This window comes from Microcoleus sp. Aus8_D2, from assembly GCF_036702665.1.
Taxonomy (GTDB): Bacteria; Cyanobacteriota; Cyanobacteriia; order Cyanobacteriales; family Microcoleaceae; genus Microcoleus.
Map to the genome: position 1 here is coordinate 20,298 of NZ_JAUBUN010000003.1, position 14,294 is coordinate 34,591.

Here is a 14,294-nt window from a genome sequence, read left to right on the forward strand (position 1 = left end):
CCGTGCCGAGATAATCTAAAATCTAAAATCTAAAATCTAAAATAGCTCGACTGCTGGCGCACGTCTTGTGCGATCGGCATATTTATGCTATGTTCGACTCCACAGTTGACCGCAGGGTGAATATGCTGACTATTCCTGGCGTTGAAGTCACAAGTCAAATCTACGAAAGTGCGAATTCCCTGGTTTACCGAGCATTTAGCCGATCGCGCGATCGACCCGTAGTCCTCAAAGTCCTGAAAGAAAATTATCCCACACCCCAAGAACTCGCCCGCTACCGCACAGAGTATAAGATTACGCAATCTTTGAACCTGACGGGGTGTATCAAAGCCTACGATTTGCAGCAATATCAAAACACGCTGGTGATGTTTTTAGAGGATTTTGGCGGCGAATCTTTGAAAATTTGGATGCAGCAACAAAAATTTACTCTCGAAGAAGTGTTACGAATTGCGATCGCCACCGCTGACAGTTTAGGACAAATTCACGCAGCCAACATCATCCACAAAGACATCAACCCCTCAAATATCGTCTTCAATCCAGATACCCGCCAGCTAAAAATCATCGACTTTGGCATTTCTACACAGTTAACGCGAGAGAATCACAGCCTAAAAAATCCCAACGTTTTAGAGGGAACTCTCGCCTATATGTCGCCGGAACAAACCGGCAGAATGAACCGCAGTCTTGATTACCGCACTGATTTTTATTCCCTCGGCGCCACCTTTTACGAACTGCTAACCCACCAACTGCCTTTTGACACTCATGATGTGCTGAAATTGGTACACAGCCATATTGCAAAACAGCCTTTATCTCCATCTGAGATTAATCCAGAAATTCCGAAAATTATTTCGGATATTGTCATGAAGTTAATGGCGAAAAATGCTGAGGAGCGCTATCAAAGTGCTTTGGGCATTAAAGCGGATTTAGAAAAATGCTTGAATCAATTGCACGACTCTAATACAATATCAGTTTTTCGGTTAGCTTGTCAAGACATTTCCGATAAATTTCAAATTCCGCAAAAACTTTACGGCAGAGAGCGAGAAATTGCCACTATTTTAACTGCTTTCGATCGAGCTTCCGAGCAAAGCGCCATGTTTCTGATTGCGGGTTATTCTGGCATTGGCAAAAGCGCGATCGTGCAAGAACTCTATAAACCGATAACTCAAAAACGGGGCTATTTCATTTCCGGGAAATTCGACCAGTACAAGCGCAATATTCCCTACAGTGCTGTTGTCAGCGCCCTGCGAGAATTAGTCAAGCAACTGTTAGCAGAAAGTGAACTACAGCTTCAAGAGTGGCGGCAAAAATTATTAACAGCTTTAGGGAGCAACGGTCAAGTAATCATTGATGTGATTCCCGAGCTAGAATCTATCGTCGGCAAGCAACCAGCAGTCCCAGAGGTTGGGCTGAGCGAAAGCCAAAATCGCTTTAATTTAGTGTTTCAGAATTTCATTACAGTCTTTATTAAACCAGAACATCCTCTGACTGTATTCATAGACGATTTGCAGTGGGCTGATGGCGCTTCTCTCAAGTTAATCGAACTGTTAATGAACGGTAGGACACCTGGTTTGTTTCTAATTGGCGCGTATCGAGATAACGAAGTTTCTCCCGCTCATCCGTTAAACTTGACAATTGAAGAAATTATCAAAAATAAAGTCAGTGTCGATCGCATTTTCCTGTCACCTTTGGATTTGCCCACCGTCACTCAATTGATTTCCGATGCGCTGAACTGCCGTCAGGAAAGAGTCATAGCCCTGGCTGAGTTAGTGCTGTTGAAAACTGGTGGTAATCCTTTCTTTATGAACGAATTTCTTAAAGCGCTTTATACGGAAGGGTTGTTACAATTTGACTTTACCGCTGCCAGATGGGAATGGGATTTAGGGGAAATTCAAGCCAGGGGATTCACTGATAATGTTGTCGAATTGATGTCTAGCAAAATTCAAATACTGCCGGAGAATGCGCAGGAAAAGTTAAAAATAGCAGCCTGCATTGGCAATCAATTTGATGTAAAAACTCTAGCTTCGCTTTGTCAAAAATCGCTGCGAGAAACGGCAGATGATTTGTATGTAGCAGTTGCGGAAAATTTAGTCGTGTTGCTGGGGAATATGGGAGATGTGGAATTAGAAATTGTAGGTAAATTACCCAGCAGTCAATCGCTAGAATACAAATTCGTCCACGACAGAATTCAGCAAGCTGCTTATTCGCTAATTGCCGAACAGGATAAGCCGATCGTCCACAGACAAATTGGGCAAATGCTGCTGCAAAATACTTCTCAAGAGCGCCGGGAAGAAAAAATATTTGACATTGTTAATCAACTGAATTTCGCCACCTCATTAATTAGCGATCGATCGGCAAAAGATGAACTAGCTCAATTAAATCTGATTGCTGGCAATAAAGCCAAGGCATCAGCAGCTTATCAGCCAGCTTTTAACTACCTGCAAACAGGCATAAATTTGCTGGGAGAAAACTGTTGGCTGGCACAATACAACCTCAGCTTGCAATTGCATCAACAAGCCGCAGAGCTAGCTTACATTTTGGGCGATTTTGAGCATATGGAAAGTTTAGGTGCTGTTGTACTAGAAAATGCTAAAACAGAGGTCGATCGAGTCAAAGTAATAGAAGTAAAAATGGCTACTCATGCTGCCCAAAATCAACCAGATCTGGCAGTTAATATGGGGCTAAAAATTCTGAGGGAGTTGGGAGTAAAACTGCCCGCAAAGCCTAATAATCTAGATAGCATAATAGGATTGCTGGAAGTTAAGTTAACCCTAGCTGGGAAACGCATTGAGGATTTAGCCAATCTACCTCAAGGAAGCGATCCTGCTAAACAAGCTGCACTGCGTATCTTGTCATTTATGACTACTGCCACCTATGGCTTTGCCCCTCAACTGATGCCTTTAATTGTGTTTAAGCAGGTGATTTTATCTGTAAAGTATGGCAACTATCCTGAGTCTCTCCATGGCTATACAGTTTATGGATTAATTTTGTGCGGAGTGGTGGGAGATATTGAAGATGGTTATAAATTTGGTCAACTAGCATTGAGGATGTTGGAGCAATTTAACAAACCAGAATTAAAAGCTAAAGTCCTCGAACCATTTAATGACTTCATCCATCACTGGAAAGCGCCAGCGAAAGAAACTTTACCATCTTTGTTAGAGGCTTACAAAAGCGGATTGGAAACAGGTCTAGTGGAAGAAACTGCTTGTGCTGCTCAAACTTACTGCGGTTATTCGTACCTCGTCGGTTCGGAATTGTCGGGACTGGAACGCGATATTGTTATTTATCGCGATGCGATCGAACAGTTAAAATTTGACCCGATTGTTTGGCAGATTAAACCATTACAGCAGTCGGTTTTTAATTTATTAGGTAAATCGGAAAATCCCTGCTATTTAGTTGGCAGTGCCTATGACGAGCGGACTGCGCTGCAATTGTTAACTGAAGCGAACGATGGCACTTCGATTTTTGCCCTGCATTTTTATAAAATGATTCTTTGTTATTTATTTGGGCAATATGCTGAAGCTGTATCAAATGCAGCTTCTACAATGCAGTATGTAGAGAGTGCTAGTGGAGTTCTTCAAGTGTCATACTGTTATTTTTATGAGTCGCTGGCTCAGCTTTCATTATATTCTGATGCTTCTCAACTAGAACAAAAGCAATATTTAAAAAAGGTCGCAGCTAATCAGAAAAAACTCAAAAAATGGGCGGATCATGCCCCGATGAATCACTCGCACAAATTTAATCTAGTTGAGGCAGAAAAATATCGGGTTATTGGCAAAGATACACAAGCGATCGACTTTTACGATCGCGCGATTTCCCTCGCCAAAGAACACGAATACATCCATGAAGCCGCCCTCGCCTACGAACTCGCAGCCAAGTTTTATTTATCCAGGGAGAAAGAATTAACAGCCAAAGCTTATATGCAGGAAGCTCGTTACTGCTATCAACTCTGGGGTGCGGCGGCTAAAGTCAAAGATTTAGAAACGCGATACCCGCAATTATTTGCGATCGATCGACCGACAAATAAACCCATTTCAACAACTATATCAACCACGGGCAGCCGTTCTAGTTCTTCCTTGGATATCGATACAGTAATGAAAGCTTCAGAGGTGATTGCTGGCGAAATCGTCCTGGATGATTTACTGTCCAAACTGATGAAGATTTTGATTGAAAATGTGGGGGCGCAAACGGGATACTTGATTTTAGAAGATCAAGGAAAATTGCTGGTGAAAGCTGAAGGCGCAGTAGATAGCGTTCGCATCCAAGTATTGCCATCGATTCCGATTGAAAACTGCCCGGATCTTTGCCAAGCCGTTATCAATTATGTCGCTCGCAGTCAAGAAAATTTAGTGCTAAATGATGCCAGCCGCGAGGGACAATTTACCAACGATCCTTACATTAAAGCGCATCAAACTAAATCTATTTTGTGTGCAGCTTTGATGAATCAAGGTCAACTGAGTGCGATCGTTTATCTCGAAAATAACCTCACCGCCCAAGCTTTTACGGACGATCGCCTGGAAGTGTTACAATTGCTATCGGGACAAGCCGCGATCGCCATTACGAACGCTCAACTCTACGCCCAAGTCAAGGAACGCGAAAGCCGGCTGACTCAATTTATCGATGCAATGCCGATCGGCGTAAGCGTGCACGACACCACCGGACAAATCACCTATGCAAATCGCACAGCGCATCAACTAAGCGCCATTCCGACTATACCCGCAGCAAATTCCGAGCAATTAGCAGAAGTTGGTCAAGTTTATCTCGCAGGAACGAACCAGTTATATCCCACGCACCAAATGCCCATTGTGCGCTCTTTAGGGGGTGAAACAATCAAAGTAGACGATATGGAGTTGCACCGACCTGATAAGATTGTTTCCTTGGAAGTTTCCAGTACGCCCATTGTGGATGAAACTGGTAAGATTAATTACGCGATCGCCACTTTTGCAGATATCACCGATCGCAAACAAGCCGAAAAGCTGCTAGCCGACTACAACCGCACCTTAGAACAGCAAGTGAGCGATCGCACATTTGAACTACAGCGAGAAATCATCGATCGCCAACGAGCCGAATCCGCAGCCCAAGCAGCCAACCAAGCAAAAAGTACATTCCTCGCAAATATGAGCCACGAATTGCGAACTCCCCTCAATGCAATTCTCGGTTTTTCCCAACTAATGAATCGCGGTTCTAACCTATTTCAGGAACAGCAAGAACACCTGAACATTATCACCCGCAGTGGCGAACATTTGCTCGCACTAATTAACCAAGTATTAGATTTGTCCAAAATAGAAGCCGGACGCGCCACGCTCAACGAGACTAACTTTGACCTCCACCGCCTGCTAAACGACATCGAAGATATGTTTCAACTGCAAGCAGAAAATAAGGGATTGCAGTTATTAGTAGAGCGGGCGTCAGATGTTCCGCAATACGTGCGGACTGATGAAATAAAATTGCGCCAAATCTTGATTAACTTGCTTTCTAACGCGATTAAATTTACCTCCCAAGGCGGCATTGATGTGAGAATCACAAATCAGGAGTCGGCTCAGCATATCTGCTTTGAAATTGAAGACACGGGAGAGGGAATTGATGCTAGTGAATTAGACAAGCTATTTGCAGCTTTTGTGCAAACCCAAACCGGGGAAAAATCCCAACAAGGAACCGGATTAGGCTTGACAATTGCCAGTTCTTTTGTGCAGTTAATGGGCGGTGAAATGACTGTTAACTCTCGTGCGGGAGTCGGTACAACATTCAAATTTGACATAAAAGTTAATGCTGTCGAAAGTGCCGATCGCCCACCGGAACAGCCCAGCAGGCGAGTAATTGCGATCGCACCGGATCAACCTCGCTATCGAATTGTCATTGCAGACGATCGTTGGGACAACCGCCAACTGCTAGTTAAACTGCTTTCCCCCTTGGGTTTTGAAATCTACGAAGCCAAAAATGGGATAGAAGCAATAGAAAAGTGGGAGCAATATGCACCGCACTTAATCTTTATGGATCTGCGGATGCCGGTGATGGATGGCTATGAAGCAACCAAACAAATTAAAGCCAAAACATCATCTGGCTCCCCCCTTTTTAAGGGGGGCGGGGGGGGGATCGAACCCCTTTTTAAGGGGGGCGGGGGGGGGATCGAACCCCTTTCTAAGGGCAGCCCAGAAGGCTCAAAAGCATCATCTAGCTCCCCCCTTTTTAAGGGGGGCGGGGGGGGGATCGAACCCCTTTCTAAGAGCGACGGGGAGGGAATCCAAGGTCAAGCTACAGCAATTGTGGCGATAACAGCAAGCAACTTTGAGGAAGAAAAAGCCGTGGTTCTTTCTACCGGATGCGATGATTTTATTCGCAAACCATTTAGAGAAGCCAACATATTTGATGCCCTGCACAAACATATCGGAGTGCGATTCATCTTTGAAGAACTAAATGCTGCGCCCAGTTTCCCAGAAAATGAAGTAAATGTATTGACAAAAGCCGCCTTTTCTGCACTGCCTCCTGAGTTAGTAGCCAACCTCCAGCAAGCCATTAGCAATCTCGATTTGGAACAGATGCAAATAGCGATCGGTCAAATCCGCGAAATCAATCAGCCCTTAGCTAGGGCGATCGCAACTTGTATTAAAAATTTTCAGTACGAACAGTTGCTAAATTTAATCCACACATTGAGGGATAAAACATGAACAAAAACCTCAATATGACCCGCCAAGAAAGTATTTTAATTATTGATGATAGTCCTGACAACTTAAAACTTTTAAGCGGGATACTATCAGCCGCTGGGTATAAAGTTCACCTAGCCCCAAGCGGCAAATTAGCTCTCAACTTTATCCAGTCCCATTTACCCGATTTAATCTTACTCGATATTATGATGCCTCAAATGGACGGTTATGAAATTTGCGAACAACTTAAATCTTGTGAGCGCAGTCAGGATATCCCAGTAATTTTTATCAGCGCTTTGCAGGAGATATTTGATAAAGTCAAAGCATTTTCTGTGGGCGGCATAGATTACATTACCAAACCTTTTCAACAACAAGAAGTTTTAGTGCGCGTCGAAAATCAATTGCGGCTCAGAAGGCTTTCTCGACAACTCATCGACCAAAATATTCTGGAAGAGCGCCACCGGATGGCGCAGGAAATTCACGACACTTTAGCCCAAACTTTTACAGGCATTATCATACATTTGGGAGTCGCAGAACGGGTAATAACAGCAAATCCAGAACAAGCACAAGGACATATCAAAACAGTGTGCGAACTGGCTCGCTCTGGACTTGCTCAAGCGCGCCGTTCCGTAGAATCTTTGCGCCCGCAACTGTTAGAAGATGGCGATTTGTATAGCGCTCTCAAATACATTGCGAAACAAATGTCCTATAATACTGATACGGGCACTATTGTTAAAGTAATTGGGATGAGTTATCCTTTGCCCTTAGAGGTGGAAAATAACCTGTTACGCATTGGGCAGGAAGCGTTGACAAATGCTTTTAAATATGCCAAGGCTACGGAAATAAAAATTAATTTGGTTTATGAAACATCGAAGTTTATTTTGCAGGTGAAAGACAACGGACAGGGATTTGATATGAAAAGTATTTGTTTGAGTAATGGCTTTGGTTTATTGGGAATGAGAGAACGTGCGGGACGTATTAATGCACAATTGAATATCAAAAGTCAGCCGGGAGATGGAACGGAAGTTATAATTTCAATTAATCGGGAGTAACCGGATTGGCGTCGGGGCTTGAGAAACCGGGTTTCTTTGGAGATACCTCGTCACCCACCCAAATTTTTCGTAGAAACCCGGTTTCTTTCCCTAGCGTCGGGGCTTGAGAAACTTATTTCCCTAGCGTCGGGGCTTGAGAAACCGGGTTTCTTTGGAGATATCTCGTTACCCACCCAAAGTTTTCGTAGAAACCCGGTTTCTTTCCCTAGCGTCGCGGCTTGAGAAACTTCTTTCCATAACGTCGGGGCTTGAGAAACCGGGTTTCTTTTCATAGCCTCTTTCATAAGATTAACAGGGAAACCATGACTAACGAATCCAATATTATTCGCGTTTTAATTGCCGACGATCATTATATTGTGCGGCAAGGTTTAGTGGCGTTGTTAGAAAACGAATCGGATATGAAAGTTGTGGCGCAAGCCAGCAACGGCGAGGAAGCTGTGACAATGTTTCGCCAACATCAGCCGGATGTAGCGCTGATGGATTTGCGAATGCCTCAAATGGATGGAGTCGCGGCCATTTCTGCGATTTGTGGGGAGTTTTCTAGGGCGCGAATTGTGGTGTTGACGACTTATGACGGCGATGAAAACATCTATCGCGGCTTGCAAGCTGGTGCTAAGGGCTATTTGCTTAAGGATGCGGAACCGGAGGAACTTTTGGCAGCAATTCGGGCTGTTTTTGAGGGTAAAAAGTATATTCCGCTGGCGGTGGGTGTGAAGTTGGCCGATCGCCTCAGCGGGCCCTCCTTGAGCGATCGCGAATTAGAAGTCCTCCGCCTGATCGTCGGCGGTAAAAGCAACCACGAAATTAGTCAAGTGCTGCACGTCAGCGAAAGCACAGTCAAGTTTCACATCAACAATATTTTGACCAAGATGGGAGTTGGCGATCGCACGCAAGCCGCCATTACTGCCTTAAAACGGGGGATTGTCAGCCTGTAGTTTATTTGTCAGTATTTATACTCATAACTATGACTATTATGACTGCAAGTAATGAAAAATAAGAGCTTAAGTTTTACCTCAAAACTTTTGAGCAGAGCTAAGGTAGAGCTAATAGGACAAATTAGCTCTTATCAAAAAAATGCTTGATTCACTTTTGCCCAAATCTCAAGTCCAAGTTCGAGTTTTAAAACAGTTAGCAGCCGCCATTTCGGCGTCTTTAGCACTTAGTGCAACAACCAGTTTGAAACCCTCGCCGGTATTAGCTAGTGGCGATATCCCTCCCCCAACTCAAACCTCGATCCAACTAGCCACCAAACCCGATTATAGTTCGCAGCTAGGGCAGTTACGCACCACGGTTCCCGTGCAGACAATGCAGCTCGATGGGGGTGGAGTTATCCCGATCGCGATCGGCGGTATGATAATTATTCTAGTGCTGCCGTTATTTTTTGGTGGATTAGTCGTAATTGGCGATCGCGAAGTTGGCATTGTCAGCAAAAAGTTTAGCTTCGGCGGCAAATCTTTACCCGCAGGCGATTTAATTGCCTTAAACGGTGAAGCTGGATATCAAGCCGATACATTACCTCCCGGTTGGCATTGGGGTTATTGGCCTTTGCAATACAACGTCCGCAAAGAATCTTTAACAGTAGTTCCCCAAGGTGAAATTGCCCTGATTATCGCAGCAGGTGGCGAGTCGATTCCGCCGCAGCGAATTCTCGGTAAATACACAGAATGCGACAATTTTCAAGATGCTCGTAAATTTCTGAAAGCAGGCGGCGAAAAAGGTCGGCAACTCGGAATATTGACGGGCGGCAGCTATCGAATTAACACGGCATTATTTACCGTAATCACAGCAGCTAACGCTCCCAAACACGGAATGACAGCCGAACAGTTGAAGCTCTACAAAATTGCGCCGGATAAAGTAGGAATTGTGACAACTTATGACGGCGTTCCCATTCAAGATGGCGAAATTGCCGGCCCGATTATTCCGAATCACGACAACTTCCAAAACGCCCAAAAATTTATCAGCGGTGGCGGGCGGCGCGGCTTGCAGGAACAGGTTTTGCTGTCCGGTTCCTGGAACTTAAACCCTTGGTTTGTAGGGGTTGACCAGGTGGCGATGACCGAAATCCCGATCGGCTATGTGGGCGCCGTGATTTCCTATGTCGGCAAAACCTCAGAAGATGTCAGCGGCGCAGCTTTCACCCACGGAAACTTAGTAAATGTCGGCAACAAAGGCGTGTGGGTGACACCTCTTTATCCGGGGAAACATCCGCTGAACACTCGCATTTTAAAAGTAGAATTAGTGCCAACTACTAATATTGTATTGAACTGGTCGGGTAAAACAGAACGGCACAGTTACGACTCTAAACTTTCATCTTTAACAGTGCGTTCCCAAGACGGTTTTGCCTTCGACTTAGAAGTAGCTCAAATCATTCACGTGGGAGCTTTGGATGCTCCGAAAGTCATCTCTCGCGTCGGCTCGATGCAAAATTTAGTAGACCACGTGTTGCAGCCGACAATCGGCAATTATTTCCGCAATTCAGCTCAAGCTTATTCTGTCCTAGATTTTCTCTCCGCCCGCAGCGGCAGACAAGCGGAAGCCGCCGAATATATCAAAGCAGCTTTGCGTACCTACGACGTGCAAGCAATTGATACTTTGATCGGGGATATTTTGCCGCCCGCCGAGTTGATGCAAACTCAAACCGATCGCAAAATTGCCGAGGAACAGTGCAAGACGTATGAAGTGCAGCAAATAGCCCAAACTCAGCGGCAACAATTGGTCAGAGAAACTGCTTTGGCCGAGATTCAGCAAGAGATGGTGAAATCGGAACAAGGCGTGAAGATTGCTGAGTTAAAAGCGAATTCTCAGGTAAAACAAGCTCAAGGCGAGGCTGAGTCGATTCGGGTGAAGGGAAATGCTCAAGCGGAAGCTTATCGCGCGGGTGTTGTGGCTTTGGGCGGTTCCGGTTATACGGCTTTGCAGTTAATGCAAATTATAGGCGATCGCAACGTGCGAGTTGTACCGGATGTTGCAGTTAGCGGCAACGGTAGCGGCGGCGGTTTGGTAGACGGTTTGCTGGGAATGATGATGTGGAATCAAACCAGCAAAAACGGAGACAATGGTGGAGAATTACCTGTAGTTAAGTTACCGAAATCGGAACCTGCGGCCAAGTTATCAGCAGCCGAGGTGAATTCTGTTAAGCCGCCGGCATCTCGCGCTAATTCCCCTGTTGCGAATTCTGAGGCTGATATTGATTCGCTGTTTGATGAATTGCCGTTTGACGATCGATCTTTTAGTTAGGCTGTGCCGTTTGTACGATAGAATACTCATATACCCTGACTTCTTTAAGAAGTCAGGGTATATGAGTATCTCTATGGATGCTGACAAGGATTATTGCTAGTCCATATAATTTCCCAGAAACTCTTGCTGAGCGATCATCTCTTCTGCTGACTTTGTAGAAATTAACCTCAAAAATCCTCGCAATTGTTCCCCAATAGAATAACTTTGTCTGCCCATTACAATTCCTGAATGTTCCTGACCTTGTTCCATATAAATTTTATGCAAGCGACAAAAGTCTCCCACATTCAAAGTATAGATAACTCGCCCTTGGGCAGTTGCCCATATTAATTGCTCTTCATCAGTGCAACTGAGATTATTAGCTTCAGCAGTGGTAGCTACATCAATACCTGCACTTCGGAGCGCTTTGACTAGGGAGCGTTCGAGAATATCCTCATCTAAATATAAACGAATTTGGCTCAAGATTAACTCCCCGCTTTGTGTTCGTTGGCTAAGCGATCGCACTCAGCTTCTTCAGCTACAATATCGGCATCTATCTGCTCTTTATTAGCGTAGTAGTAAGCTAATGCTGCATGAACTTGTGCTAAATTTAAGTGGGGAATTTCTGCAATAATTTCTTCGGGTTTCATCCCCATTTTGTACCAAACTGCGATTCGTTGAACTGTTATTCTAGTGCCTGCGATGCGGGGGCGATTTCCACAGGTTTCTGGTGTGGAAATGATGAGAGTGCCAATATCAGTTAAAGTTGGCATAGGTGAATCTGGGGTTAAAAACTAGAAGTTAAGTATAGCATAAATTATTAATATTTTCGACGCGCTGCGACTAGAGAAACCGGGTTTTTGGCCGAATCTGCGCGTGAAAGCGAAGTATTTTTGTCAAAAACCCGGTTTCTGATCTCATGCGTAAGTCCTCCAGGTTTCTCGACTTTAGAGTAGATTAGGAGTGACGCACTGACCAAAGAAACCGGGTTTTTACCGAATCTGCTGGCTACAACCGAATATTTCGTAAAAAACCCAGTTTCTGAGCCCCAAACCGTTTGTGTTGGCCAATTGCTATCACCCGAATTTCGCGAGTCTGTTGTTTGAAGAGTAAACCCCCGCGTAGCAGGTAATGAAATGACCAAAAGCTGATAACTTCGTAGAAAAAGGTTCTCAAAAAAAGACTTGACAAGGGGCCAAAATCGCTATAGATTACAGCTTACAGCTCTCGATGCGAGAGAAGGACATTCAAGGGCTTCAGAATCGAATCATCCCCGCCCACATCATCAGAAGAAACCCCCCGAAGTCCTCCAAATGTTCCTCCCCCCCGCACATAGCTCCATGCGAGAGAAGAGAAACAGCAAATCACAAGCACCAGTCCCCACCAACCCCCACCCCACACCCTGTGGGAGGTGGCCGCACGGTGCTGTTTTATTAAAGGTTAAGTCAGTAAAATTCAACCACGAACCTCCTTTTCGCCAACCCACACGATCGCCCAGCTTGCAATCAGTCTCATAATCAACTTTACCACCAACTTCCAACCAGATTTTTTTCTGGACGCTAAAGCCAAAGCGACCCTGACTGTATTTTACCCACAATTGGTCGATCGTCCGCAAATCATCGCAAGGAAAATTCTCGATCGAGTTCGGCTCCAACCAACCTTCCTTCTCCCGTCTAGCAGCTTTCAGCATCACCTTTACTGTTTCCTCATCTGCATCTTTCCACTTCCCCGCCGCCAATAAATCCCGCAGACGAGTATAGTCAACACCCCGCGCCGATTTAAGCTGTACCGAAACATTCGCAACTGTTGGCGGAATCGGTTCCCGCAAATAACTCAACCAATCTTTCATCGACTGCGGCCGCTTTTGCGGATCGGATGCCATCCCTTTTTCTATTGCTAAACTCACCCAATCTTTCACCCCAAAATTTTTCGCAGGTGGCAATGCTATATTTTTAAATTGTCGCTGTAAAGAAGGCGTTGGCACTTGTCCCGTTACCGCATAATACAAAGAAGCAGCTAAAGCATAAATATCAACCGTTGGTTTTCCACTACCTTCCATATGCTGTTCCCAAGGAGCAAAAGCAGGGTTATGAGGATGCCTGCTGCTAATAACAGTTGGAATTAATTCACTTGCAAGGCCAAAATCAATTAACACAGCTTGCCCGTTGCGGCGCAACATAATATTACCCGGATGGGCATCTCGATGCACGATTCCTGCTTGATGAATGTCAATTAATGCTTCTCCAATTTGGCGGATAATCGCTACTGCTTCCGTATCCGGGAGTCTTCTTCGCTGCTGTACAGTATCCCATAAACTTTGCCCGACGACTAAATCCATTACCAAACAGTAAAGGCCTTTCTCCTCAAACAAATCGCTAATGCGGACAATTCCAGGATGCGCGTTTTGGCAAAATTTGGCTAAGATTTGCCCTTCGCGGATAAATCTGCGGACAAAGTTGGCGTATTCCGGGTCATTTTGCAAACTCAGATTCGGTGTTTTGAGGACAACTTGATAGTTGAGTTGCAAGTGCGTTGCTTTGTAGGTAAGGCCGAATCCTCCTTGTCCGAGGATGGTGTCGATACGGTAGGGGCGAGTTTTGAGGATTTGTCCGGGCGTCCACAGCATGGCAGGTTGCTTAAATTCTATTTAGTTGCTAATTATGATAAACTGTCTCGCCTTTAAACAGCAATGAACAGGAAGCATTCTCAGGATTTACGCACTCCGATTAAAGGAATCGGGTTTTTAGAGAATCTCTCGGTGACAATGCGTCTTATCGTAAAAACCCGGTTTCTGGACTAAAGTCCTTACTACAAACAAAAATATGTTTTTCAATATTAGCAAATTGTGAAGTAATTGGTCAACTGCGAATTTGTCTGACCGATCGCAGTACAATCGATCGATAATTGCATATGAGGAATCCCCATGTCAGACCAGTTTTCGACCGAAATTAGCGATCGCATCTGCACCCACATGAACGACGATCACGCTAGCGCCGTAGTTTTGTACGCTCAAGCCTACGGCGGCAAACCCGAGGCGACATCCGCTCAAATGCTCTCTATCGATGCCAACGGCATGGATTTAACCGCTCAAGTCAACGGCGAAACAGTACCTGTGAGAGTAAAGTTCGATCGCACTTTAGCAGATGCCGAAGATGCCCACCACACTCTGATTGATATGGTGAAACAAGCCAGAAAAGTTGCTAAGTAGCCAAATTATCCCTATTCTGTTATAATTTCAAAATTCGTTCGTAGTACGGACTTTAGTCCGTTTAAATTATTTAGAAGGACTAAAGTCCTGACTACAAACCTGGATGCCGATCTAATTTCAAAATTCGTTCGTAGTACGGACTTTAGTCCGTTTAAATTATTTAGAAGGACTAAAGTCCTGACTACAAAC

8 protein-coding genes are annotated in these 14,294 nt (G+C 44.8%); 5 read left to right on the forward strand and 3 right to left on the reverse strand.

Features of this window, described 5'->3' with window-relative positions; translation table 11 throughout:
• The first annotated feature begins 89 nt into the window (after positions 1–89).
• The 4 genes from QUB64_RS03245 (at position 90) to QUB64_RS03260 (ending at position 10,921) form a co-directional block, all read left to right on the forward strand.
• On the forward strand, positions 90–6,656 hold the full coding sequence (locus tag QUB64_RS03245) for an AAA family ATPase (protein ID WP_333267450.1): 6,567 nt from the start codon (positions 90–92) through the stop codon (positions 6,654–6,656).
• Entirely contained in the window at positions 6,653–7,684 is a 1,032-nt protein-coding gene (locus QUB64_RS03250) for an ATP-binding response regulator (RefSeq protein WP_333267452.1), read from the forward strand. Before QUB64_RS03245 ends, QUB64_RS03250 begins: the two co-directional genes overlap by 4 nt.
• Positions 7,685–7,986: 302 nt before the next feature.
• The gene (locus QUB64_RS03255; RefSeq protein ID WP_333267454.1) at positions 7,987–8,619 is read left to right on the forward strand and encodes a response regulator transcription factor; all 633 of its coding nucleotides are present in this window, start codon (positions 7,987–7,989) and stop codon (positions 8,617–8,619) included.
• Positions 8,620–8,758: 139 nt separating this feature from the next.
• Positions 8,759–10,921, forward strand: coding sequence for an SPFH domain-containing protein (locus tag QUB64_RS03260; RefSeq protein WP_333267456.1), 2,163 nt, complete (start codon positions 8,759–8,761; stop codon positions 10,919–10,921).
• Between the two features lie 96 nt (positions 10,922–11,017).
• Here QUB64_RS03260 and QUB64_RS03265 read toward each other — a convergent pair whose 3' ends face one another.
• From QUB64_RS03265 to QUB64_RS03275, 3 genes are all read right to left on the reverse strand, one after another.
• The gene (locus tag QUB64_RS03265) at positions 11,018–11,380 is read right to left on the reverse strand and encodes a DUF5615 family PIN-like protein (protein ID WP_333267458.1); all 363 of its coding nucleotides are present in this window, start codon (positions 11,378–11,380) and stop codon (positions 11,018–11,020) included.
• Between the two features lie 2 nt (positions 11,381–11,382).
• Entirely contained in the window at positions 11,383–11,670 is a 288-nt protein-coding gene (locus QUB64_RS03270) for a DUF433 domain-containing protein (protein ID WP_333267460.1), read from the reverse strand.
• Between the two features lie 512 nt (positions 11,671–12,182).
• Positions 12,183–13,523: a serine/threonine-protein kinase gene (locus QUB64_RS03275; protein WP_333267462.1), complete on the reverse strand. Its 1,341-nt coding sequence runs from the start codon at positions 13,521–13,523 to the stop codon at positions 12,183–12,185.
• 297 nt (positions 13,524–13,820) lie between these two features.
• Here QUB64_RS03275 and QUB64_RS03280 point away from each other — a divergent pair, with 297 nt between their 5' ends.
• Positions 13,821–14,105, forward strand: coding sequence for a DUF2470 domain-containing protein (locus QUB64_RS03280; protein WP_333267464.1), 285 nt, complete (start codon positions 13,821–13,823; stop codon positions 14,103–14,105).
• The last annotated feature ends 189 nt before the right edge of the window (positions 14,106–14,294 follow it).

What these genes read in the sequence shown, in the direction of transcription:
- QUB64_RS03255 (WP_333267454.1), top strand. Translation starts at nt 7,987, where the DNA reads ATGACTAACGAATCCAATATTATTCGCGTTTTAATTGCCGACGATCAT.
- QUB64_RS03260 (WP_333267456.1), top strand. Translation starts at nt 8,759, where the DNA reads ATGCTTGATTCACTTTTGCCCAAATCTCAAGTCCAAGTTCGAGTTTTA.
- QUB64_RS03245 (WP_333267450.1), top strand. Translation starts at nt 90, where the DNA reads ATGTTCGACTCCACAGTTGACCGCAGGGTGAATATGCTGACTATTCCT.
- QUB64_RS03280 (WP_333267464.1), top strand. Translation starts at nt 13,821, where the DNA reads ATGTCAGACCAGTTTTCGACCGAAATTAGCGATCGCATCTGCACCCAC.
- QUB64_RS03275 (WP_333267462.1), bottom strand. Translation starts at nt 13,523, where the DNA reads ATGCTGTGGACGCCCGGACAAATCCTCAAAACTCGCCCCTACCGTATC.
- QUB64_RS03270 (WP_333267460.1), bottom strand. Translation starts at nt 11,670, where the DNA reads ATGCCAACTTTAACTGATATTGGCACTCTCATCATTTCCACACCAGAA.
- QUB64_RS03250 (WP_333267452.1), top strand. Translation starts at nt 6,653, where the DNA reads ATGAACAAAAACCTCAATATGACCCGCCAAGAAAGTATTTTAATTATT.